At 65.1% G+C, this 21,541-nt stretch carries 20 protein-coding genes, 1 tRNA gene and 1 pseudogene; 16 read left to right on the top strand and 6 right to left on the bottom strand.

Annotation, left to right across the window (positions count from 1 at the left end; all coding sequences use genetic code 11):
* Positions 1–35: 35 nt before the first annotated feature.
* Positions 36–473, top strand: coding sequence for a nuclear transport factor 2 family protein (locus tag AC3WR5_RS15165; RefSeq protein ID WP_141284576.1), 438 nt, complete (start codon positions 36–38; stop codon positions 471–473).
* A gap of 88 nt (positions 474–561) precedes the next feature.
* On the opposite strand, the gene AC3WR5_RS15160 is transcribed toward AC3WR5_RS15165, so the two are convergent.
* From AC3WR5_RS15160 to AC3WR5_RS15150, 3 genes are all read right to left on the bottom strand, one after another.
* Positions 562–1,356, bottom strand: a complete 795-nt coding sequence (locus AC3WR5_RS15160) for an alpha/beta fold hydrolase (protein ID WP_492485584.1) — start codon at positions 1,354–1,356, stop codon at positions 562–564.
* A 68-nt stretch (positions 1,357–1,424) separates the two neighbouring features.
* Entirely contained in the window at positions 1,425–1,868 is a 444-nt protein-coding gene (locus tag AC3WR5_RS15155; RefSeq protein WP_492485583.1) for a DoxX family protein, read from the bottom strand.
* A 75-nt stretch (positions 1,869–1,943) separates the two neighbouring features.
* Positions 1,944–2,837 carry a pirin family protein gene (locus AC3WR5_RS15150; RefSeq protein WP_492485582.1) on the bottom strand — a complete coding sequence of 298 codons (894 nt, stop codon included), beginning with the start codon at positions 2,835–2,837 and terminating at the stop codon, positions 1,944–1,946.
* 99 nt (positions 2,838–2,936) lie between these two features.
* On the opposite strand from AC3WR5_RS15150, the gene AC3WR5_RS15145 reads away from it, so the two are divergent.
* From AC3WR5_RS15145 to AC3WR5_RS15105, 9 genes and pseudogenes are all read left to right on the top strand, one after another.
* Positions 2,937–3,827, top strand: coding sequence for a LysR family transcriptional regulator (locus AC3WR5_RS15145; RefSeq protein ID WP_492485581.1), 891 nt, complete (start codon positions 2,937–2,939; stop codon positions 3,825–3,827).
* Positions 3,828–3,946: 119 nt separating this feature from the next.
* The gene (locus AC3WR5_RS15140) at positions 3,947–4,723 is read left to right on the top strand and encodes an SDR family NAD(P)-dependent oxidoreductase (RefSeq protein ID WP_492485580.1); all 777 of its coding nucleotides are present in this window, start codon (positions 3,947–3,949) and stop codon (positions 4,721–4,723) included.
* Between the two features lie 23 nt (positions 4,724–4,746).
* Positions 4,747–5,178, top strand: coding sequence for an ester cyclase (locus tag AC3WR5_RS15135; protein WP_141284568.1), 432 nt, complete (start codon positions 4,747–4,749; stop codon positions 5,176–5,178).
* Between the two features lie 10 nt (positions 5,179–5,188).
* Entirely contained in the window at positions 5,189–5,962 is a 774-nt protein-coding gene (locus tag AC3WR5_RS15130) for an SDR family NAD(P)-dependent oxidoreductase (RefSeq protein WP_492485579.1), read from the top strand.
* 38 nt (positions 5,963–6,000) lie between these two features.
* Positions 6,001–6,957, top strand: coding sequence for a quinone oxidoreductase family protein (locus AC3WR5_RS15125; RefSeq protein ID WP_492485578.1), 957 nt, complete (start codon positions 6,001–6,003; stop codon positions 6,955–6,957).
* A gap of 231 nt (positions 6,958–7,188) precedes the next feature.
* Positions 7,189–7,848 carry a response regulator transcription factor gene (locus tag AC3WR5_RS15120; RefSeq protein ID WP_492485577.1) on the top strand — a complete coding sequence of 220 codons (660 nt, stop codon included), beginning with the start codon at positions 7,189–7,191 and terminating at the stop codon, positions 7,846–7,848.
* A 93-nt stretch (positions 7,849–7,941) separates the two neighbouring features.
* Positions 7,942–8,061 (top strand): annotated as a pseudogene (locus tag AC3WR5_RS15115) (DUF1330 domain-containing protein); the annotation flags it as partial.
* Positions 8,062–8,255: 194 nt separating this feature from the next.
* Positions 8,256–11,339 (top strand): sensor histidine kinase, encoded by a 3,084-nt coding sequence (locus AC3WR5_RS15110; RefSeq protein ID WP_492485576.1) that lies wholly within the window; start codon positions 8,256–8,258, stop codon positions 11,337–11,339.
* Between the two features lie 366 nt (positions 11,340–11,705).
* Positions 11,706–12,356: a response regulator gene (locus tag AC3WR5_RS15105; RefSeq protein WP_492485575.1), complete on the top strand. Its 651-nt coding sequence runs from the start codon at positions 11,706–11,708 to the stop codon at positions 12,354–12,356.
* Between the two features lie 539 nt (positions 12,357–12,895).
* On the opposite strand, the gene AC3WR5_RS15100 is transcribed toward AC3WR5_RS15105, so the two are convergent.
* Positions 12,896–12,972: transfer RNA gene (locus AC3WR5_RS15100), tRNA-Met, on the bottom strand.
* A gap of 163 nt (positions 12,973–13,135) precedes the next feature.
* On the opposite strand from AC3WR5_RS15100, the gene ftsY reads away from it, so the two are divergent.
* Entirely contained in the window at positions 13,136–14,371 is a 1,236-nt protein-coding gene (gene ftsY / locus AC3WR5_RS15095) for a signal recognition particle-docking protein FtsY (protein ID WP_492485574.1), read from the top strand.
* A gap of 31 nt (positions 14,372–14,402) precedes the next feature.
* Here the strand turns inward: ftsY and AC3WR5_RS15090 are convergent, their stop codons facing one another.
* On the bottom strand, positions 14,403–14,723 hold the full coding sequence (locus AC3WR5_RS15090; RefSeq protein ID WP_492485573.1) for a thioredoxin family protein: 321 nt from the start codon (positions 14,721–14,723) through the stop codon (positions 14,403–14,405).
* Between the two features lie 66 nt (positions 14,724–14,789).
* A complete protein-coding gene (gene ffh / locus AC3WR5_RS15085; RefSeq protein ID WP_492485572.1) occupies positions 14,790–16,199 on the bottom strand; it encodes a signal recognition particle protein in 1,410 nt (469 codons plus the stop codon).
* A gap of 71 nt (positions 16,200–16,270) precedes the next feature.
* Between ffh and AC3WR5_RS15080 the strand changes: the two genes are divergently transcribed.
* From AC3WR5_RS15080 to ampD, 5 genes are read left to right on the top strand one after another with little or no spacing between them, the layout of a single operon-like run.
* Positions 16,271–17,083 (top strand): cytochrome C assembly family protein, encoded by an 813-nt coding sequence (locus tag AC3WR5_RS15080; RefSeq protein WP_492485571.1) that lies wholly within the window; start codon positions 16,271–16,273, stop codon positions 17,081–17,083.
* Positions 17,084–17,098: 15 nt separating this feature from the next.
* Positions 17,099–17,359 carry a PP0621 family protein gene (locus AC3WR5_RS15075; RefSeq protein WP_492485570.1) on the top strand — a complete coding sequence of 87 codons (261 nt, stop codon included), beginning with the start codon at positions 17,099–17,101 and terminating at the stop codon, positions 17,357–17,359.
* On the top strand, positions 17,356–19,239 hold the full coding sequence (locus AC3WR5_RS15070) for a sensor histidine kinase (RefSeq protein WP_492485569.1): 1,884 nt from the start codon (positions 17,356–17,358) through the stop codon (positions 19,237–19,239). The genes AC3WR5_RS15075 and AC3WR5_RS15070 overlap by 4 nt, the downstream gene beginning before the upstream one ends.
* A complete protein-coding gene (locus AC3WR5_RS15065) occupies positions 19,236–20,744 on the top strand; it encodes a sigma-54-dependent transcriptional regulator (RefSeq protein ID WP_492485568.1) in 1,509 nt (502 codons plus the stop codon). The genes AC3WR5_RS15070 and AC3WR5_RS15065 overlap by 4 nt, the downstream gene beginning before the upstream one ends.
* Positions 20,745–20,767: 23 nt before the next feature.
* The gene (ampD, locus tag AC3WR5_RS15060) at positions 20,768–21,328 is read left to right on the top strand and encodes a 1,6-anhydro-N-acetylmuramyl-L-alanine amidase AmpD (protein WP_492485567.1); all 561 of its coding nucleotides are present in this window, start codon (positions 20,768–20,770) and stop codon (positions 21,326–21,328) included.
* Positions 21,329–21,541 lie beyond the last annotated feature (213 nt).

Here is a 21,541-nt window from a genome sequence, read left to right as displayed (position 1 = left end):
ACCTCATCAGCGAGGTTCAACTGAAAGGAACCACCATGAACACCCAACAGAACGTCGACCGCATCCGCGCCTTGTATGAAGCCGTGAACACCAAGGACTTGGAGACCATCGCTGGCTTCGGTGCTCCCGAGAGTGAATGGCTGGATGTCCCGTTCAACTTCACCTCTACCGGTGTCAATGCCATCATTGACCCGTGGAAGAGCTGGTTCAATATCTTCCCGGATGCGACCTGCGAAGTGCGCAGCCTGACGGCCCTTGGGGACCACGTCGTCGCACAGGGCATCGGCCGCGGTACCCACGAAGGTGTCTTTCACTCACCGGCCGGCACCATCGAACCGACAGGCCGCAAGATGCAGGTGAACTTCTGCGATGTCTACCAACTCAAGGACGGGAAGATTGTCCGTGCAGACAGTTACTTCGACTTCTATGGCCTGCACAAGCAGCTGGTTCAGGACCTCGCCGTTGCCGCCTGATCACGGGCTCTTGAAAGCATTGCGGGTCTGAGCGGCTAGGCCGGGACATCGACTTGATGGTCGGTGCCCGGTCTTTTTCTTTGGGCGCTCATGGCGCTGCGGAGCTGCGAAGTTTGCTGGCCGTGACGATGAGGGCAACCACTGCCTTCGGTTGAGACACGAGCACTGAATGGCTGGCCTTGACCTCGACCGTCTGAGCTTTCGCTCGTTCGTACATGAAGCGCTGCAGGTCTGGGCTCACAGTCTTGTCGTCGGTCGTGACGAGGGCGTAGGTGGGCTTCAGATGCCAAGCCGCGGTTTGCAGCTTCGCGCCGAACGCTTCGCCATTGGTCAGTACCTGGTTGGCGGCGGCGAAGTCGGAATAGGACTTGGGCGTGTCGGCACCGATGACCTCACGCCACTTCGACCGGTCGACGTAGATGTAGCCGTCTGGCGTGGCTTGCACCGCCTTCAGGCTTTCCATCGGGTATTTTCCGTTCAGGTCGGCGACGCTCTCTCCGGCGTCGGGAGCATGTGCCGCAACATAGACGAGCGCCTTGACCTTCTCGTCGCTTCCTGCGGCGGTGATGACGGCTCCGCCGTAGCTGTGACCGACAAGGACGACCGGACCGTCCTGCAGCGAAAGGACTCGTTGGGTGGCGGCGACGTCGGCGCCAAAGCTGGTCAGCGGGTGCTGGGCGATGGTGACGTGGTAACCCTTTTGAGATAACTCGCGATAGACCTGTTCCCAGTAGGAGCCGTCAACTGTGGCGCCATGGACCAGGACGACGTTTTTGATGATGGTGTCGGCATGCGCAGGCACAGCTGGCGCGGCGGCCGCTGCGCTTGCGACCATGGTGGTGGCGCTGAGGATGGCGATGGCGAGGGCGGGAATCGGCTTCATGGCTTGAATCGGATTTGGTGAGGTGCGTCAGCGGTGGACCGCCCGTGATGGAAGGTCCGCCCGTCGGTTCAGCGTGCGGTGCTCAAAATGCCGGTCACTTCAGGCTTGCGCTCGTCCAGACTCAGCGTGCCCCCGCCAAAGGCGACGAACTGCAGCAGCCCGCCGGCCACGGCCAGGTTCTTCAGGAAGTGGAACATCTGGTTCTGGTCGCCCAGTGCGTTGTGGAACAGCACCGCAGAGACGACAGAGAACGCAGCAAGAGCAGCGGCGACCCAGCGGGTGCGATAGCCGAGCACCAGCAGCAGTCCGCCACCCAGCTCGGCGGCCAGAGCACCCGCGTATGCGAGCTCAGGCAGGGGCAGGCCGACCGACGCGATGTAGCCGATGGTGGCGCTCGGAGCCGTCAGCTTGCCAAAGCCACTGACCAAGAAGATGGTGGCGATGAGCAGGCGGCCGAGCAGCGGCAGCACGGACACGTTGACGGGAGTGGAGACGGTATTGGTCGATTGCATGATGAAACTCCTGAATGAAGCTTTGGGTTGAAAGGACGTTGGTAAAGAGAAGGGGTAACTTGGGTGAGGTGGGTCTTAGATGGCCCGCCCGCTTGCGCGGAGTTGCTCGCCAAGCCGAGCAATTTCTTGTTCGCCGAGCCGAAGCGCAGCATGGGAGGTGTGAACCGAATACGAGCCCAGCACCAGGTCGTGCGGGTGTTTGCGCGCGGTGCCGAAGATGAAGTCGGTGGTGTGCTCGGCGGTAAGCCGAACCGCCTGGTCGCCTTCTTCGAAGACCACCAACTCATCGGCAATGCGTTCCATGCCGCTCAACAGGGAACCGCGGCCGACATGTAGCCAAGCCACCTGGTGGCTTGGAGGCGGCTGAAGCTCGATGCTTTCGCCTGCGTTCAGTGACACGTGCAGGTACTGGATGCCTTCGGGAGAGTTGACTTTGCTGCGCGCGCCCTGGTACTGGCCAAGGATGACGCGCACCTTGCCCACGACGGGGACTTCGGCAGGCTCGAGGTACTGGCTCTGGGCCGGGGCCAATTCAAGCGCCTCGGGCAAAGCCAGCCACAGCTGGTAGCCGCGCAGGCGCTGGCCGGGCAGCGGCACACCGTCATGCCATACGCCCTTTCCGGCCCGCATCCATTCCACGGAACCTGCCTTCAGCACGCCGCTGGCGCCAGTGGTGTCTTCGTAGCGCATGCCGCCCTCCAGCAGGACTGTCGTGGTTGCAATGCCCGAATGCGGATGCATCGGGAACATCGTCTCGCCGGTCGACTGGAAGTCGAAGTAGTCCAGGAAGACGAACGGCTTGAGATAGCTGCCCGCCATGCCGGGACTCACAAGGCGGTTCACTGGCCCGTGGATGCGACCGCTGGTGCGAGCGGCGATGCCGCGGTGAGAAGTGTGCGCATCGCTGGCCCGGTGCAAAGCCCGTTCAGAGGTACTGGTTTGATGCGGCATTTGGTAGATGGCTTTCATGTCTGTGCTCCGTCTAATGCGATGGAACGAAGCTTAAAAACTGGACAGCCAGCTGGGAAGCCTATATGTTTAGATGGAATCCATCATCGGGAGCGATAGATGCTCGACGGCGTCTCTCTGGACCAACTTCGCACCTTCATTGCCGCCGCCGAGGAGGGCAGCTTTTCCGCCGCAGGTCGCAAGCTCAGACGCGCCCAGTCCGTGGTGAGCCAGACGCTGGCCAATCTGGAGGGCCAACTCCGGGTGACTCTGTTCGACCGTTCAGCCCGGTATCCGGTGCTGACGGAGGAGGGCAAGGCCCTGCTGGGCGAGGCCAAGGCCGTCATTCATGGCATGGACAGCTTCAAGGCTCGCGCGCGCACCCTGTCGGAAGGCCTGGAGCCGGAGTTGTCGGTTGCTGTGGACGTGATGTTCCCGATGAGCGCACTGACAGCGGCCGTAGGAGCCTTCAAGGAACAGTTCCCGACAACGCCGCTGCGGATGTACGTCGAAGCGCTCGGCGCCGTTGTGCAACCGGTGCTGGAAGGGACTTGTCAGATCGGCATCGTCGGCTCGCTTCCCGTCGTGCCGGAAGGGACGAGGTCAGAGGCCCTGGCGCAGGTGCCGATGGTGACCGTCGTCTCGCCATCGCACCCCCTTGCGTCCCTGCAGGGCCCACTCAGCTCCAGCGAGCTGGAGCGCCACGTTCAACTGGTCCTGACCGACCGGACCACGCTGAGCGCAGGTCGCAGCTACGGCGTGCTGGCGGCGCAGATCTGGCGACTGGCGGACCTGGGCGCCAAGCACGCCTTTCTGAAAGCAGGCTTCGGCTGGGGCCACATGCCACGCGAGATGGTGCAGCGAGACATCGACAGCGGCGAACTGGTGTCGCTCAGCCTGGAGGTGCACCAGCCGAGCACGCCCAGCATCGCCATGTACGCCGTCTATCGAGCGGACGCGCCACCCGGGCCAGCCGGGCGATGGTTCATCGCCCGGCTCAAGGAGGCTTGAGTCAATGTATCTGCATTGACGATAAATTCCATCGAAACAAAGAGGCTACCGCGATAGGTCCTGCGTCCCTACTCTTCGAACCATGCAGCAACGAGCTGCACCACTTCAAGGAGTAGCAAATGGCACCAAAGGATTTTGAGAACAAGGTGGCGCTGGTCACCGGGGCTGGTTCCGGGATTGGTCGCGAGGCCGCTCGGGCCTTCGCAAGCCGCGGCGCAATCGTCGTTGCGGCAGACCTGAACGAGGGCGGCCTTGCGGCCACCCGAGACCTCATTGCCGAGCTCGGCGGCCGCGTGCTGACGGCGCCGATGGACGTCTCCAGCGAGGCGCAGGTACATGACCTCATCGCTCGAATCGACAAGGACCTGGGTCGGTTGGACGTGGCGTTCAACAACGCCGGCATCACGGGTCAGGCACACCGCATCGAGGACTACCCCACGGAAGACTTTGACCGGGTCATTTCGGTCAACCTCAAAAGCGTCTTCCTGGGCATGAAGCACCAGATCCCGCTGCTGCGACGCACCGGCGGCGGCGCCATCGTCAACACCGCGTCGGTGGCAGCGTTGACCGGCCCGGGCGGCATGAGCGCCTATGCGGCGTCGAAGCATGGCGTCCACGGGCTCACTCGAGTCGCGGCCATGGAAAACGCCGCGCATGGCCTGCGCATCAATGCCTTGGCCCCTGGCTGGACCGAGACGCCCATGGTCAAGGAAGCCAGTGCACAGAACCCCGGCTTCGCAGAGCTCGCTACCTCGGCCATCCCGGCCAAGCGCGGCGCCCTTCCCTCCGAGATTGCCGCTGCTGCAGTGTGGCTCGCCTCTGAGGCCTCTTCTTACGTCATGGGTCAGATGCTCGTCGTGGACGGCGGCATGACCATCGGCGGCTTCGAAATCTGAACCTCTCACTCGAAAGAATCAACATGACTGACACCACCAACATCAGCGAGGCCGCCAAGGCCGTCATTCGTCGAAACACCGCCGAAGTGCAAGGTGGCGGCAACTGGGCCCTGTTTGACGAGCTCTTCTCTGACGACTTCCTGGACCACACGCCGCAGCCGAACTGCACACCCGACAAGGCTGGCGCCCTCGGCCTCTACAAGAAGCTGCGCGAAGCATTCCCGGATTTCCATGCGGTCATCCACTGGCAGCGCTCCGACGGCGATGTCGTGACGACCTACAAGACGTATCACGGCACCCACAAGGGCGATTTCCTGGGCCTTCCCGCCAGCGGCAAACCCATCCACTTTGAAACAGTGGACGCCATGCGAGTGCAAGGCGGAAAGATTACCGAGCACTGGGGCGTCGCCAACCTGTACTCGGTCCTGAAGCAACTGAATGCACTGCCGCAATAAGGAGAGCGACATGAACACCAACATCCTGCAGAACAAGGTCGTCGTCGTCACTGGAGGCTCCAGCGGCATTGGCCGTGCCATCGCCATCAATGCAGCCAAGCATGGCGCCAAGGCGGTCGTGGTGTCCGACATCAGCTCGGACCCTCGCGAAGGCGGTGTGCCAACCACCGACGAAATCAAGGCGCTCGGCGTTGCGACGACCTTTGTGAAGGCGGACGTGAGCAAGAAGGAAGAGGTCGACGCGCTCGTTGAGGCGGCCTCCGAATTCGGTGGCGTGGACCTGATGGTGGCCAATGCCGGCATCAGCCTCAAGGCCGACGGCCCCGATGTTTCTGCTGAGGACTTCCACAAGCTTCTGGCCGTGAATCTGGACGGGACGCTCTTCAGCGCACAAGCCGCAGCCCGTCAGATGAAGGCCAACGGCAAGAAAGGCAGCATCGTGCTCATGGCCAGCATGGGCGGACTCTCCGGTGCAGGCATCACGGTCGCTTATTCGACCAGCAAGGGCGGCGTCGTGCTGATGGCCAAGTCGCTGGCTGACGCGCTGGGACCCGACGGCATTCGCGTGAACGCCGTGGCGCCAGGAACCATCGACACCCACCTGCTGCGCACAGCACCGGGCATTGCCGAGGCTGCAGAAGGTTTCCGCCTGCGCACCCCGCTGCGCCGCCTGGGCCAGCCCTCGGAAATCGGCGACGCCGTTGCATTCCTGGGCTCGGACCTGTCGAGCTACGTGACCGGCACGGCACTGCTCGTGGACGGCGGCCTGCTCGCCGTCATCTGAGCCCGCCAACGCATTCAATACCTGCGAAAGAAATCATCATGAACACCACCATCCGTTACCACTCCTACGGCGGCCCTGAAGTCCTGGAGGTCGAGGACAACCCAGACATCGGCCTGCCCGGCGATGGCCAGGTCCGCCTGCGCCACCTGGCCATCGGCGTGAACTTCATCGATACGATGTTCCGTCAGGGCGTCTTCCCCCTGCCTGTGCCCGCCATTCCCGGCGTCGAAGGCGTTGGTGTCATCGAGGCTATTGGCCATGGTGTCAACAACGTCCAGGTCGGGCAGCGCGTTGCTTACTACCTGGCCCCGGGCAGCTATACCCAAACGCGGCATGTGGACGCCAGTGCGCTGGTCGCAGTGCCCGACGACCTCGGCGCTGAGCAAGTTGCCGCGGTTCTGACCAAAGGCCTGACGGCCTGGGCCGGCCTCAACGGCTATCACAAGTTGCAGGCCGGGCAGACGGTCTTAGTGCAGGGGGCGTCCAGCGGCGTCGGCAGCCTGCTGGCACGTTGGGCCAAGGCGCGAGGTGCGACCGTCATCGGCACCGCGGGCAGCGAACCAAAGCGTGCCGCGCTCGTGGGTGCCATCGACCACGTCTTGGCCTCTGACGCTGCCGACTTGGGAGCGCAGGTGCGTCAGCTCGTTCCGACCGGCGTGGACGTGGTCTACGAGTTCGTCGGCAAGGCGACGTTCGACGCGACGCTTGTGGCGGTGAAAGACGGTGGCACCATCGTCTCCATAGGTTCGGCGTCCGGTGCCCCGAATGTCGACAGGGACGCGGTGGCCAAGCGCGGTCTCAAGATGGTCGGCGGCCCAATGGCCACTCACCTGTCCGGCCTTGTCGAGCAGGCGACCAGTGAAGTCTTCAGCGCCCTCAAGGCCGGCGTCTTTGGCGAAGTCGCCATCACCACCTACGCGCTGCGTGACGCCGCCAAGGCGCACGAAGACATCGCGTCTCGCGCCAAGAGCGGCTCGCTGGTACTGCTGCCTTAATCTGTCGCGCAATCTCGCTGCTGCTCATGCCTGTGCGTGGGCAGCGGTGGATGTCGGCCGTATTCTCTGGCGTTAGACGATGGCGCGGATGGCTTGGTGCGTCCCGCTCGCGTTGGGGACACTGCGACCTTCGCCGCATGCGGAGGTTCAGTGATGTACGGGAGGCAGACCTCAGACCGAGGAATCTGGGTCGTCCATGAATGTGAAGTTGTTCGGAGGGGGCTCGGCGTCATGCTGACGGCCATGGGCTGTCAAGTGGGCGAATTCGGGCGCGACGACGAGCTGCCACAGTTGCCAAACCGCGCACTCGTGGTTGCGAGCATGACCGTGGTGAAGCGGCTACTTGAAGATGCAGCGCCGACGCTGGTGGTGATAGCGGTCCTGGATGCTTTTGGTGACCTTTGTGCCCGGGAAATGCTGCGCATGGGGGTGAGAGGCCTGCTCCAGGTCGGGACCACCTCGGAAGAGTTGGCTGCGTGTCTGCAGAAGCTGCGTTCTGGCGGACGCTACATCCCTTTGGAACTCGCTACGGCCATGGCGGAGAACGCGTACTCGCCGGAGCTCACCAGCAGAGAGTTTGAAGTCCTGCAATGCCTGGCCGCTGGTTTGCCCAACAAGGCCGTGGGAGAGAAGGTGGGAATCACCGAAGGCACAGTCAAGAGTCATGTGACGTCAATCCTCTCGAAGCTGGGTGCTTCGGGTCGCACGGAAGCGGTGCAAATTTCCGTGCGCCGCGGTCTCATTGCAGTTCCTCATCCTGCACGCCTGGCGGCGCGCTCTGCCGGCCCATTGAGGGCTCTGAATACTCGGACTGCTGAGGAACCATGGCCGCCTGCAGCAGAGGCCCAAGGCGAGCGCGATGCCAAGGACGGTATCGACCGACGCAGGTAGCGACGCCGCAAGCGCTTCGCGGTTCGCCGTCTGCGCGACAGGCTGCCATCGCGCTGCTCGCAAAGCATGGCGCCAAGCCCATAGCGCGCGGATCTGCAGCCTGTCAATTGCGAAGGTATATGGCAGCCTAATTCTGTTGTGGTGCTGGAGTTTCCGAGCAAAGAAGCAGTGAAGCGCTTCCATGACTCACCAGAGTACGAACCTTTGAAGAAAATGCGCTTCGGGCTGCAAGATCCAACGGCATCGTGGTGGTGGAAACGCGGCCCGCATGACGGGCTGGTCTGGTGCCGGTCGCACCTCGGCGACCGTGCTGCCGAATTGACGGCGGCGGCTCGATTCATGCTTGTTCTCTCCCCCGCCCTGAATCCTCGTCCGCGCCGCCAATGGGAAGAAATCTCGTCCGAGTTTTGCTGGTTGGAATTTTTTGGCTTGGACCCATTCCGGTCTTGGCAGACCCATCTCCCATTCCACTCATCAGGCAGTTCCAACACTCAGCTTGGCGCCAAGCCGACGGGGCTCCGTCGAGCATTGCTGGCATCACGGAGGACCGTGAGGGCTTCCTCTGGCTGGGCGCCAAAAGTGGCCTCTACCGTTTCGACGGAGCGACGTTCGAACGCTTCAATTCCCTGGGCGGAGTTCGCCTTCCCGCCAACAGTGTCCAATCCGTGCGCGCGTTCCCTGACGGGCGCTTGTTCATCGGATATCAGATGGGCGGCGTGAGCGTGTTCAAGGACGGGGCGCTGAAGACATACGGGCCTGCCGAGGGACTGCCTACCGGCACGGTCCAATTTTTTCGTCAGGCGCCCGACGGCGCAATTTGGGCTGGCTGTGGGCAGGGCATCGCGCGCTTCGACGGGAAAAGGTGGCAGCGGACCGAACGAAAGGACAAGGGGCACTTTGGCCTCCTGCTGGAGATAGACGCGCGCGGCACCATCTTCACTGACGACGCCAAAGGCGTTTGGTATAGGCGAGTCAACGACGAAGACTTCGTTTTCCTGCCGGGGTCTGAGGGTGAGCTCGCGATGGTCATGGCCGGCGCGGATGGTCGTCTATGGATGATGACGGCTGACAAGCGCAAGTTGCGCGAGGTCATGTACGGAGACGGCTCGTACAAGGTCGGCCAGTCTCAACTCGCACTGCCGGCTTCGGCGTACTCGGACCGACTGGTCGTTGATGCCGACGGGGCGGGGTGGATTCTTTCCGACGAAGGGGTGACCAGAGTCGTTGACCGTTCTGGAGCCGGCGACCTTACACAAGGGACTTTTGAGAGCTTTCCACAGGCGCAGGGCATGTCAGGCGGCACGACGACCTACATGTTCGAGGATTCGAAGAGAAACATGTGGATTGCAACGACGGGAGGGCTGGACCGCTTTCGGCGCGGAGCGGTGCAGATGCAGTTCCCGGTTGCGAACATGCAGTACCCAGTGGTGGCTCGGTCCCAAGCCGGCGGCGCTTGGGTCGGCACTTCAGACCACGGACTGCTCAGGCTGAACAAGGAGAAGGCCGAATTTTTGAAAATCGGCCCGAAGGAGGAAATCTTCGCCATCGCATCGGCGAACGATGGGGGAGCTTGGGCGGCCTCGTATGACCGGCTTTGGCACGTCACCGACGGTCAACGACTCGAGCTCATGCCGCCTGACGGCGTTGGGCCAAGACGAGGCGGCGCGAATCACGACCGCTATCAGGCGATAGTCGAGGATGCTCAAGGGATTCTCTGGGCCTCAATCACCCGCGCGGGCGTGTTCCGGCGAGTGGGAGACCAGTGGCGTCATGCGTCAGAGTTCCAGGGCGTGCCCAAAGGCACGGCGATAGCCATGGCGGCGGAGACGGGCGGCGGCGTTTGGTTGACCTACATGGCGGGGCGGGCACGGCGTGTGGGCGCTGACGGGCAAGTTTTATCCGTAGAGGAAGAAGACGGCTTGACGGTCGGGAACGTCCTTTCCGTCCACGCAAGCAGCGCTGGAACCTGGTTTGGGGGGGAGCGAGGCCTGGTCCTGCGAACGCCCGATGGACACATGTTGCCAATTCGCCTGGAAGCGGCGCAGCCGGAGCTCTCGGGCGTGACCGGCATCGCGCTGTCTCCTTCGGGCGACCTGTGGCTCGCCGAGGTCAACGGCGTCGTCAGAATCTCTCAGGCCGAATGGATGCGTGCAGCGACAGAGAAGAACTACGCCGTGAAGGCGCGTCGCTACGACTTCAGGGATGGATTGGAAGGTGCCATCCCGCAGTTGCAGAAGACGCCGACGCTGGTCGTATCGAATGACGGGGTGGTCTGGGTTGCCACCCAGGCGGGACTGGGCCGCATCGACCCCGCCGAGGGGCTTGCATCGAACCAGGCTCCGAAGGCATTTGTCCGGCAGGTTCTCGCCGACGATGCCGAATTGATTCGGCAGCCCGGCCTGCAGGCCCCGGCGGGCGTCTCGCTGCTCCAAATTGGCTACACGGCACCTCAGCTGTCAGACGCAACTCGTCTGCGCTTTGCCTACCGTTTGGTCGGCTACGACAATGACTGGCACGAGGCAGGCAATCGACGTCAGGCCATCTATACGCATCTGCCCCCAGGCAACTACGAGTTCCTGGTGAGGACCACAACGAATGAAGGTTTGGAGGCGGCAGAGCCAGCTTCGCTGAAGATATCCGTGCTTCCGTTCTATTGGCAGACGCGATGGTTCTACGTCTTGGCTGGTGCTGCGCTTTTGGCCTTGCTGCATCTTGCGTATCGACTGCGGCTGCGTGCCGTGGCCTCTTCAGTTCGAGCGAACATCGAAGCGCGGACCATCGAACGGGAGCGCATTGCGCGCGACCTGCACGATACGGTGCTGCAGGGTGTCACCGCGCTCACTCTGCAGGTGAGGGCGGCCGCGGAGCAGCTTCCAACCGAGAACCCGACAAAAGCTCGGCTGGAGGCGGCACTTCAAGGGGCACGCTCAGTGATGCGAGAGGGGCGCGAACGTTTGGAAGGCTTGCGTGGGGCGCCGAACCTGGAGCGCCTGGCCTCGGGCGCGCTTTCTGAGGCTGTGGCCGAAGCATGTGTCGAACTGGGCCGCCTGCATGTTGAGGCCTCTTATCAAGTCGCGGTTGAAGGCGACGAAGTGGGCATGGAGTTCGACAGGGCCGTTGAGGTCTACAGCATCGCGCGGGAGGCGTTGACCAACGCGTTCCGGCATTCGTCTGCGACACGCATTGAGGCTTTGCTCCTGTACACCCCGGGCGCCTTGCGATTGACGGTAAGCGACAACGGCATCGGACTGCCTTCCGACAGAGCAGATGAAGCACTGAAGGCTGGCCATTTCGGCCTCGTCGGCATGCGCGAGCGCGCCAAATCTCTGGGAGGTGCGCTTGAGATCTTGGGCGGCAGCCCTGGTACGACCGTGCAGCTCACCCTCCCTGTGGCTGAACGCTTGCACAAGCCGAGCCAGTTGGTTCAGCGCCGGCGCCGCATCGAAACCACAACAATCCTTCGGGCGGAGCGCCATGCGTCTACAGAGTAGCGACCGGGGCCGGTCAATGCCAACGCTGCGGCCACACAGCCTGAGAGAACGATGGCGTGGAACGGGGAGGCTTCGGTGTACCAAGCAACCGATAGGACAACTGTTGCAGTCACTGCTGCAGCGCGCGTTCGGTAACCTACCAACAGCAGAATCGCGGATAAAAAGCCGAAGAGTCCAACGACTTGACCATCGCTCAGCTTCACCACAATCCAGATCAGGCAGCAGAACAGCGTGGCTCGTAGCACCAAAAGTCCAAGACTTTTCTCAGCGCCGAAGATGAGGAGGGACGGATGGGACATCCAAAGAGTATCTGCAACCAGGGCGGTACGCGCATGCCTATTGATAGGCAAGAAATAGAGAGACCAAATGGTGATGCCCACTGATGACCGGGGCCATGTTTCCGCAATCGCACTGTTGGCCGTCGACGACCACCTGCTCATCCTGAATGGCATTGAGGCCGTGGTGCAACAAAGCCCGGACATCCGCTTCGTAGGTGGAGCGACGACGGCGACAGAAGCGGTGGAGCAGCATCGGAAACTGCGCCCTGACGTGACCTTGATGGACGTGAGTCTGCCCGACATCAATGGAATCGAGGCGCTGAAGCGCATACGCGAAGCGGATCCGCAGGCCAAGGTCATCATCCTCACGACTTATCGCGGTGACATGTTGGCAGTCCAGGCGCTCAAGGCTGGCGCATCAGGATTCATCTTGAAAAGTGCTTTGGAGATGGAGCTGGTGGACGCAGTGCGTCGAGTCCACGCCGGCGAGAAATTCATCTCCGCCGAAGTGGCTCGCGATATCGCACTTCGTGTGGACGAGCCTGGCCTGTCCGCGCGCGAAGTCGATGTCCTCAAGCGCGTCGCCGCGGGCGGTTCGAACAAGGCCATCGGACGTCAGCTCGAGATCTCCGAGCAAACTGTCAAGGGCCATCTCTGCCGCATCCTCGCGAAGTTGGGGGCCGCCGACCGTGCCCACGCCGTGGCAATTGCCGTGCAGAGAGGTGTTTTGTGCCTATAGCAAACGCTCTCCCGGCACGTCGCTTTCCTTCGTCTTCGCTGCGGCCTTTCACAGCGCCCTGAAATCTTCTTCGTCAGCGTGCGCGGCGGCGCCGCCTCGTTGGTGGCTGCCCCGTCCGTGTCGGTCACCCTGGACACCGAGTCCAGGAAGCGCGAAAGGTGGTGCGCGCCAATGTCATGAACGCGGAGATGCCGCCTGGTCCGATGGTCCGGGTGCGGATGTTGTTACCCCGGGGTCTGAGAATTTCGTCGCGGTCGCTCATCGTGAGAGCCAGCGCCAACCTTGTGTTGGCCCAGGCCGTGATGGCGCGTGCCTGGCCGGGATTCCTGGTCCGCAACGAGCAGCGGACCTCACGACGTTTTCGGCTGGCCTGGCCTGGGCCTGAAGGCCAGGCGCTCAAGAGGACGCGAAGAAAGTCGGTGCCGCGCGGTTTGCGGTACAGCCCTGGTGTCGAAATGGAGCCCAAGTGGCACCCTCAAATGGCACCCCTAGAAAAGAAAAAGGCTTGTAAGTCGTCGACTCACAAGCCTTCCAGATTTTGGTGGCGCTTCAGGGATTCGAACCCCGGACCTGCGGATTATGATTCCGTCGCTCTAACCGGCTGAGCTAAAGCGCCAACAGCCTTCTATTCTAGGGTGGGAAAAGCGAATTGGGCAAGACTTTTGGGAAAAAAGTTTGCCGGGCGGGTTGGCGCTGGGCGCGCTGCAGCGGCGCAGCCTGGGGCCGTGGAAGGGGGAGGGAAGTGCGAGTCTGTTGTGGTGACCGGTGACAATAGGCGGATGTTCAGTTTTTTCCGCAAGAAGCCGGCCGCGCAAGATGCCGCCTCGCCGGCCGAGGCCAGCGCCCCTGCCGCTCCGGCGCCTGCCGTTGAAGCGCCGCCAGCGCCATCGGCACCGTCTGCCTGGAACACCTTGACCTCGTGGGTCACCGGAGCGCCGGTCAAGGCGCCGGAGCCTGTGGTGCCACCGCCTGTGCCGGCGCGAGAGGCGGTCGCGCCGCCGCCTGCCGCGCCGCGTCCTGTGCCCATCATTGCGAAGGCGCCTGTGGTGCCAGCTGCCGTGCCGGCGCCGCCGCCGGTCGCTGCCCTGGCACCGGCGACACCGCCGACCGAGCCCACGCGGGCCAACTGGCTGAAGAAGCTCACGCAAGGGCTGTCGCGCACCGGCTCCAGCATTGCCCAGGTCTTCACCGGCACGCGCATTGACGACGAGCTCTACGAAGAACTGGAAGCGGCGCTGCTGATGGCCGACACGGGCGTGAAGGCGACCGAGGCCTTGCTGCTGGACCTGAAGCGGCGCGTGAAGGACGCGAAGGCGACCGAGCCGTCGCAGGTCAAGGCGCTGTTGGCCGAGGCGGTGACGGCGCTGCTGAAGCCGCTGGAAGGCGCGCTGGTGGTGGGCGAGCACCAGCCGACCGTGATCATGGTGGTGGGCGTCAACGGTGCTGGCAAGACGACCAGCATTGGCAAGCTGACACGCCACCTGGCGGATGCCGACCAGAAGGTGCTGCTGGCCGCGGCCGACACCTTCCGGGCGGCGGCGCGTGAGCAGCTGGCGGTGTGGGCCGACCGCACGAAGGTCGAAATCATCAGCCAGGAAAGTGGCGACCCTTCGGCGGTGACTTTCGATGCCGTCAGCGCGGGCAGGGCGCGTGGCTGCGATGTGGTGATTGCCGACACGGCCGGTCGGCTGCCCACGCAGCTGCACCTGATGGAAGAGCTGAGGAAGATCAAGCGCGTGATCGGCAAGGCCCAGCCGGACGCGCCGCACGAGGTGCTGCTGGTGGTGGATGGCAACACCGGCCAGAACGCGCTGACCCAGGTCAAGGCCTTTGACGATGCGCTGGGGCTGACCGGGCTGATCGTCACCAAGCTGGACGGCACGGCCAAGGGCGGCGTGCTGGCGGCGATTGCCCGCGAACGGCCGCTGCCTGTCTACTTCATCGGCGTGGGCGAGAAGCTGGAAGACCTGCAGATGTTCCGCGCGAGCGAGTTCGCGCAGGCTTTGCTCAGCTGAGCTGACACGGCGCCGCCCGGGAGGGCTGGCGCTACAGCAGGGCCAGCGCCTCGGCGATGGCGTCTTGCCCGCCGGGCCGCACCACGCGGGCGAGTTCCTGGCCGTCGCGCAGCAAGATCAGCGTGGGCCAGAGCTTGACCTTGAACGAGCGGCCCAGCGCACGGCCCGGGCCGTCCTCGATCTTCAGGTGGCGCAGGCCGGGACGGGCCGCCAAGGCTGCATCGATGAAGGGCTGTGCGCCGCGGCACCAGCCGCACCAGTCGGTGCCGAACTCCAGCAGCGTGGCGCCGCTCAGCGCATCGACTTCGGCCCGACTGGGCGCTTCGGGTTCATAGGGCACGGAGGTGGGCATGGCGAGGTCTCCAGGCAGTGTTCACGTCATGGATGGACCCTGGAGACGCGCCAGGGTTCAGCGGGTTCAGAAACCCATGCCACCGCCCATGCCGCCCATGCCACCGGGGCCACCCATGCCTTTCATGCCGCCCATGCGCTTCATCATCTTCATCAGGCCGCCGCCCTTCATCTTTTTCATCATGCCCTGCATCTGGTCGAACTGATTCAGCAGGCGGTTGACGTCCTGGATCTGCACGCCGGCGCCGGTGGCAATGCGGCGCTTGCGGCTGGCCTTGCTCTTGCCATCCATCAGCAGGCTGGGTTGGCGGCGCTCCTTGGCGGTCATCGCGTTGAGGATGCCTTCCATGCGCTTCATGTCGCGCTCGGCCTTGTCCATGTCGGGCTGGCCGGCCTTGGCGGTCATCTGCGTGGGCAGCTTGTCCATCAGGCTGGACAGGCCACCCATCTTCTTCATCTGGCTGATCTGGGCCAGGAAGTCGTTCAGGTCGAAGCCGCTGCCGCTCTTGAGCTTTTCAGCGAGCTTCTGCGCGGCCTCGACGTCTACGCCCTTCTGCACTTCCTCGACCAGCGCGACGATGTCGCCCATGCCGAGGATTCGGCCGGCGTGGCGCTGCGCGTCGAAGACTTCCAGGCCGTCGATCTTCTCGGAGGTGCCGGCGAACTTGATCGGCGCGCCGGTGATCTGCCGCACTGACAAAGCCGCGCCGCCGCGCGAATCGCCGTCCAGCTTGGTCAGCACGATGCCGGTCAGCGGCAGTGCTTCCTTGAAGGCCTTGGCGGTGTTGATCGCGTCCTGGCCCTGCATCGCGTCGACGACGAACAGCGTCTCGACCGGGTTCAGCGTGGCATGCAGGTCGCGGATCTCGGCCATCAGCGCTTCGTCGATCGCCAGCCGACCGGCGGTGTCGACCAGCAGCACGTCGAAGTAATGGCGCTTGGCGTAGTCGATCGCGGCCAGCGCGATGTCATGCGGCTTCTGGTTCGGCTCGGACGGGAACCATTCGGCGCCGGCCTGCTTGGTGACCATCTTCAGCTGCTCGATGGCGGCCGGGCGGTAGACGTCTGCCGAGACGGTCAGCACCTTCTTCTTGCGCTTCTCGATCAGGTGCTTGGCCAGCTTGCCGGTGGTGGTGGTCTTGCCGGCGCCCTGCAGGCCGGCCATCAGGATGACGGCGGGCGGTTGCGCGTTCAGGTTGATGTCGGCCACGCCTTCGCCCATGGTCGCGGCGAGTTCCTTGTTGACCACCGAAACCAGCACCTGGCCTGGGTTCAGCGAGCCGACCACTTCCTGGCCCAGCGCCTTTTCCTTCACGCGGGCGATGAAGTCGCGCACCACGGGCAGCGCGACGTCGGCTTCCAGCAAGGCCATGCGCACTTCGCGCATCATCTCCTGTACGTTGTCTTCGGTGATGCGGGCCTGGCCGCGCATGGTCTTGACCAGGCGTGACAGGCGATCGGTGAGGGTAGTGGCCATGCGTGCGGGGCAGTGCGCTCCTTTGCGCCAGCACGGAGGGGCTGGCCGCAGGGCGCCGGTAAACTGTGTGGATGATTTTATCCGCCGCCCCCGCTGACCCCCTGGCCTGGTTGGCCATCGTCGGCTACCTGGCGGCGGCCTGGCCCGCGGCGCCGGGTCAGCGCTGGCCGCTGCGGGTGTTGGTGGCGGCATGGTGCCTGCATGCGCTGGCCCTGGTGGCCGGCACCGGCATCTGGGCGCCCGACGTGCCGGGCGAGCCGGAGCGAGGCCTCTTGATCGGCTTTGCGCCGGTGCTGTCGTTCACGCTGTGGCTGGTGCTGGCGGTGCACGTGATCGAGAGCCGCCTGTTGCCGGTGGTGGGCATGCGGCGTGTGCTGGCCTTGTTCAGCGCGGCTGCAATGCTGCTTGCCTGGCTGTTCCCCGGTGAGCTGCGCGCGGTGGCGCATTCGCGCTGGGCGCCGCTGCATTGGGTGCTGGGCCTGGCGTCCTACGGTCTGTTTGGCACCGCGGTACTGCACGGCATGATGCTGGACTCGGCCGAGCAGCGGCTGCGCAGCGGCGGGCCGGCGACCGCCGCTTTTGGCATGCCGCTGCTGCGACTGGAGCGGCTGACCTTCCGCTTCGTCGAGGCCGGCTTTGCGGTGCTGACGCTGGCGCTTGCGCTGGGCCTGAGTTTTCCAGGCTACTGGCGCTGGGACCACAAGACGGTGCTGTCGCTGCTCGGCTGGGCCACGTTTGCGGCGCTGATTGCCGGCCGGCAGTGGCGCGGCTGGCGCGGCCGGCAGGCCACGCGCTGGCTGTATGCCGGGGCTTTGCTGCTGCTGCTGGCTTACGTGGGTTCGCGCTTCGTGATGGAAGTGGTCCTGCAGCGCCAGCTGACCTGAAGGCCGCGGAGTGCCATGTCACGTGTCGTGTTGCTGATCTTGTTGGTGCTGGCGGCGATCTGGTGGGTCGGGCGTCGGCGCCGCCCGCCGCCCGATGCCGGTCAGGCGCCTGTCGCGCCGCCGGTTACCCCGCCTGTCGCCACCGCCAAACCCATGCTGCGCTGCGCGCAGTGTGGGCTGCACCTGCCGCAGGACGACGTGGTGACTGACTCGCAAGGCCTGGCTTATTGCAGCGAGGCGCACCGCACGCTGGGCCCGGCGGGCCATTCGTCATGAGTCTCTGGTCCCAGGGCGCGGACCGGCGCGCCAAGCCCCGCAACGATGAGAAGCATGACGGCGGCTCGTGGTTCGGCGGGCTGGGGGGCGACCACAGCAGCCTGGACAGCACCGGTGGCGTGGCCACCAGCCTGGGCGGGCGCTGGGGCGACACGCATTCGGCGTCGGAAGACAGCCATTTCCTGACCCGCCAGGTGCAGCGCCTGCTGCAGAGCGGCGACACCACGCACCGCCGTATCTTCCTCACCTACCTGCTGGTGCGTGCCGGCCTGGGCTTTGCGCTGGTGCTGGCGCAGGCGGTGATGGGCTGGCTGGCCGGCCGCGGGCCGAGCTGGATGCTGATCGTCTGCAGCGTGCATGCCACGCAGGCCATCATCTGGTGGCTGTGGCTGGGCCGTGCAGCAGCGCGCGCGCCGCGGCTGTCGACCCTGCACTGGTGGGCGACCATTGGCTTCGACGTGGCGGCCTTTGGTGCCATGCACTGGCTGGACACTTCGGCAGCGCTGAACTATGGCGCGCTGCTGGTGCTGCCGGTGCTGATGTCCGGCGTGCTCAGTGCCCGTGTGCCGGCGCTGGCCACCGCGGCCGCCGTCACGCTGCTGCTGCTGGCCACCGCGGTGCACAAGATCCTGCTGGGCGGCGACATGGGCAACCTGCTGTCGCAGGCCGGCATGGCAGGCGCGGGCGTGTTCGTAATTGCGCTGGTGGCCGGGCAGATGGCGGGCCGGCTGGCGCGCGAGGAGCGCGCTGCGCGTGGCAGCCTGGCGCTGGCGCACCAGCAGGCCGAGCTGAACCGGCTGGTGATCGACGAGATGGGCGACGGCGTGCTGGTGGTGGACCGGCGCGGCCGCGTGCGCGCGGCGAACCCGGCCGCGCGCCAGCTGCTGGCCGAAGATGGCAGCTGCCCGAAAGCGCCGTTCCACCTGGGCGAACAGCCGGGCTGGCGCAGCCTGCTGGACCTGGTGACGCAGGCCTTCGAGACCGGCGAATGGCCAGGCGGCACGCAGGACCTGACCATCAGCGCCAATGGCGAGGTGCCGCGTTCGATCCGCCTGCGGGCTCGTTTCACGCGTGGCGCGCGGCTGCTGGTGGCCGGCCAGGTGCGGGGCCGGCAGGAAGTGCTGGCGGTGCTGTTTGCCGAAGAGCTGCGCACGGTGCTGGCGCGCCAGCGGCAGGAGCGGCTGGTGGCCATGGGCCGCATCTCGGCCGGCATCGCGCACGAGATCCGCAACCCGCTGGCCGCCGTGGCGCAGGCCAATGCGCTGCTGCAGGAAGACGTGCTGCGGCCCGACCAGCAGCGGCTGGTGGGCATCGTGGCCGACAACGTCGAGCGGCTCAAGCGCATCGTCAATGACGTGCTGGAAGCCGCCCCCGGTGGCAGCGCGCCGTCGCGCACGCTGGACGGCAGTGCCGAGGTCGGCGCCATCATTGCCGACTGGGCCCAGACCGAGCGCTTGCCGCTGGGCGCCGGCAGCCGGTTGCAGGTGCAGTTGCCGGCCGAGACGCTGGGCGTGTCTTTCGACGTGGACCACCTGCGCCGCGTGCTGGTGAACCTGCTGGACAACGCGCTGCGCCATGCCACCGACCAAGCCGGCGCGGTGGTGGTCACGCTGGAGGCGCTGGAAGGTGCGTTTGCGCGGCTGGCCGTGGCCAGTGACGGTGAGCTGATCGCGCCCGAGGTCGAGCCGCACCTGTTCGAGCCGTTTCACTCGACGCGCAGCCGCGGCACCGGGCTGGGCTTGTACATTTGCCGCGAGCTGTGCGCGCGCCATGGGGCCATCATCGACTATGTGCGCCATGAAGGCGTGCGCCACGGCAATGTGTTCCTGATCGTGATGCGCCGCGACAGCCTCGCGGCGGAAGGCCGGCTGCACCTATGAATGAATCGCTGAGCGCCGGGAATGGCGTGCTGGTCGTCGACGACGAACCGGACCTGCTGACCCTGTATGAGCTGACCCTGCTGCGCGAGGGCCTGGAGGTTGAGACCGCGGCCAGCGTGGCCGAGGCCTGGGCGCTGCTGCAGCAGCGCGTGTTCCGCCTGGTCATCACCGACATGCGGCTGCCCGACGGCTTTGGCATGACGCTGCTGCACAGGCTGGAAGAGCAGAACCGTAGCGAGAAGGTCATCGTCATCACCGCTTATGGCTCGGCCGAGAACGCGGTGGAGGCGCTGAAGGCTGGCGCGTTCGACTACCTGACCAAGCCGGTCGACCTGAAGCAGTTCCGCGGTGTGGTGGCTGCGGCAATGGGCCGGGTGGTGCCGCAACCCGCGGTGGCAGCGCCGGGCGCGGTGGCGCCGCCGGTGTCGGCCGCGCCGCTGGCCAAACTGGTCGGTCGCTCGGATGCGATGCTGCAGGTGCGCAACCTGATCGAGAAGGTCGCGCGCAGCATGGCGCCGGTGCTGGTCGAAGGCGAATCCGGCACCGGCAAGGAGCTGGTCGCGCGGGCCATCCATGAGGTCAGCGCGCGTGCGGGCCAGCCCTTCATTGCGGTCAACTGCGGCGCCATTCCGGAGAACCTGCTGGAGTCCGAATTCTTCGGCTACAAGAAAGGCGCGTTCACCGGTGCCAACGAGGACCGCAGCGGCTTCTTCCAGGCGGCCAATGGCGGCACCTTGTTCCTGGACGAGATTGGCGAGCTGCCGCTGGCCATGCAGTCCAAGCTGTTGCGCGTGGTGCAGGAGCGCGCGGTGCGGCCCATCGGCGCGGTCAACGAACTGCCGCTGAACGTGCGCATCGTCAGCGCCACGCACAAGGACCTGGCCGCGGAAGTGGCGGCCAGCCGCTTCCGGCAGGACTTGTATTACCGGCTCAACGTGATCCGCATTCCGGTGCCGCCGCTGCGCGAGCGGCTGGACGACCTGGACAGCATCAGCAGCGCCTTGCTGGACCGCATCACGCGGGACGCGGGCGTCTCGCCGGTGCCGAGGTTGTCGGCCGGCGCCAGGCGCCTGCTGGCGGCCTACAGCTTCCCGGGCAATGTGCGCGAGCTGGAGAACCTGCTGCACCGCGCGCTGGCGATGAGCAGCAGCGAGCTGATCGAGGCGGCCGACCTGGGCCTGCCGGACACGCTCTTCGAGGACAGCGCGGGCGACGAGGAGCCTGCCGACAAGGCTGCGGCGCTGGCGGTCGAAAGCTTGGTGCCGGTCGAAGCGCTGGCGGCGCCCCGCGTTGCCAGCGGCCCGCCGCCGTTGCCGGATGACCTGGCGCTGTACCTGGATGAGGTCGAGCGCGGCATCCTGGTGCGGGCGCTGCAGCAGCACAACTTCAACCGCACGGCGGCCGGCGCGCGCATGGGCCTGTCGCTGCGGCAGATGCGCTACCGCATGGCGCGTCTGGGCATCACCGAGGCGGCGCAGGACGCTGGCGGTGACGACCTGTCGTGAGCGTCCCGCAAACGGGTGACGCAATGTGGCGTGACGGTTGGTGGTCCGGTGCGCGGGCTGTGCCGTCCCCCAACTTCGGTCCTCGCCCGGCGGGCACGTGCATCGACCTGGCGCTGATCCATTCGATCAGCCTGCCCCCAGGCCAATACGGTGGTGACGAGATCGAGCGCCTGTTCACCAACACGCTGGACTGGGATGCGCACCCGTATTTCCAGGGCATCCGCGGCTTGAAAGTCTCAGCCCATTTTCTGATCCGGCGGACTGGCGAGCCGCTGCAATTCGTCTCGTGTGACCAGCGGGCCTGGCATGCTGGCCGTTCGGCCTGGCGGGGCCGCGAGGGCTGCAACGATTTTTCGATCGGCATCGAGCTGGAAGGCCTGGAAGGCGAGACCTTCGAGCAGGCCCAGTACGACACGCTGGCGGGCTTGCTGCCGGCCCTGGCGGCGGCCTATCCGCTGCAGGGAGTGGTCGGCCACGAGCATGTGGCACCGGGCCGCAAGCAGGACCCAGGCCCCGGCTTCGACTGGGCCGCATTGCGCGTCCGGCTGGGCTGGCCGGTGAGCTGTTTTCCCGCGGCCGGCTGAGCCGCACAGCCCTTCCGAGCAGCTCGCGGCTTGCGCATTTCCGAAGGCGAGTCAAGCCCTTCCGGGCTTGGCGTGGTTGAAAAATAGACGCTACCGGTAGTGTCTGACAGGGTTTCCCAGCCTACATCTAGCGTCCGCTGTGATAACCTCGGGTTTCGGAAATTCGCCATGTTCAAGCACGTCGACATGCCTTTGCTTGACCCCGCCAGCCAT

The organism is Ideonella sp. FW305-24 (genome assembly GCF_058788035.1).
Note: the sequence above shows the minus strand (reverse complement) of the source record. Positions and strands in the feature narration are given on the sequence as shown.

What these genes read in the sequence shown, in the direction of transcription:
- AC3WR5_RS15165 (WP_141284576.1), top strand. Translation starts at nt 36, where the DNA reads ATGAACACCCAACAGAACGTCGACCGCATCCGCGCCTTGTATGAAGCC.
- AC3WR5_RS15160 (WP_492485584.1), bottom strand. Translation starts at nt 1,356, where the DNA reads ATGAAGCCGATTCCCGCCCTCGCCATCGCCATCCTCAGCGCCACCACC.
- AC3WR5_RS15155 (WP_492485583.1), bottom strand. Translation starts at nt 1,868, where the DNA reads ATGCAATCGACCAATACCGTCTCCACTCCCGTCAACGTGTCCGTGCTG.
- AC3WR5_RS15150 (WP_492485582.1), bottom strand. Translation starts at nt 2,837, where the DNA reads ATGAAAGCCATCTACCAAATGCCGCATCAAACCAGTACCTCTGAACGG.
- AC3WR5_RS15145 (WP_492485581.1), top strand. Translation starts at nt 2,937, where the DNA reads ATGCTCGACGGCGTCTCTCTGGACCAACTTCGCACCTTCATTGCCGCC.
- AC3WR5_RS15140 (WP_492485580.1), top strand. Translation starts at nt 3,947, where the DNA reads ATGGCACCAAAGGATTTTGAGAACAAGGTGGCGCTGGTCACCGGGGCT.
- AC3WR5_RS15135 (WP_141284568.1), top strand. Translation starts at nt 4,747, where the DNA reads ATGACTGACACCACCAACATCAGCGAGGCCGCCAAGGCCGTCATTCGT.
- AC3WR5_RS15130 (WP_492485579.1), top strand. Translation starts at nt 5,189, where the DNA reads ATGAACACCAACATCCTGCAGAACAAGGTCGTCGTCGTCACTGGAGGC.
- AC3WR5_RS15125 (WP_492485578.1), top strand. Translation starts at nt 6,001, where the DNA reads ATGAACACCACCATCCGTTACCACTCCTACGGCGGCCCTGAAGTCCTG.
- AC3WR5_RS15120 (WP_492485577.1), top strand. Translation starts at nt 7,189, where the DNA reads ATGCTGACGGCCATGGGCTGTCAAGTGGGCGAATTCGGGCGCGACGAC.
- AC3WR5_RS15105 (WP_492485575.1), top strand. Translation starts at nt 11,706, where the DNA reads ATGGTGATGCCCACTGATGACCGGGGCCATGTTTCCGCAATCGCACTG.
- ftsY (WP_492485574.1), top strand. Translation starts at nt 13,136, where the DNA reads ATGTTCAGTTTTTTCCGCAAGAAGCCGGCCGCGCAAGATGCCGCCTCG.
- AC3WR5_RS15090 (WP_492485573.1), bottom strand. Translation starts at nt 14,723, where the DNA reads ATGCCCACCTCCGTGCCCTATGAACCCGAAGCGCCCAGTCGGGCCGAA.
- ffh (WP_492485572.1), bottom strand. Translation starts at nt 16,199, where the DNA reads ATGGCCACTACCCTCACCGATCGCCTGTCACGCCTGGTCAAGACCATG.
- AC3WR5_RS15080 (WP_492485571.1), top strand. Translation starts at nt 16,271, where the DNA reads ATGATTTTATCCGCCGCCCCCGCTGACCCCCTGGCCTGGTTGGCCATC.
- AC3WR5_RS15075 (WP_492485570.1), top strand. Translation starts at nt 17,099, where the DNA reads ATGTCACGTGTCGTGTTGCTGATCTTGTTGGTGCTGGCGGCGATCTGG.
- AC3WR5_RS15070 (WP_492485569.1), top strand. Translation starts at nt 17,356, where the DNA reads ATGAGTCTCTGGTCCCAGGGCGCGGACCGGCGCGCCAAGCCCCGCAAC.
- AC3WR5_RS15065 (WP_492485568.1), top strand. Translation starts at nt 19,236, where the DNA reads ATGAATGAATCGCTGAGCGCCGGGAATGGCGTGCTGGTCGTCGACGAC.
- ampD (WP_492485567.1), top strand. Translation starts at nt 20,768, where the DNA reads ATGTGGCGTGACGGTTGGTGGTCCGGTGCGCGGGCTGTGCCGTCCCCC.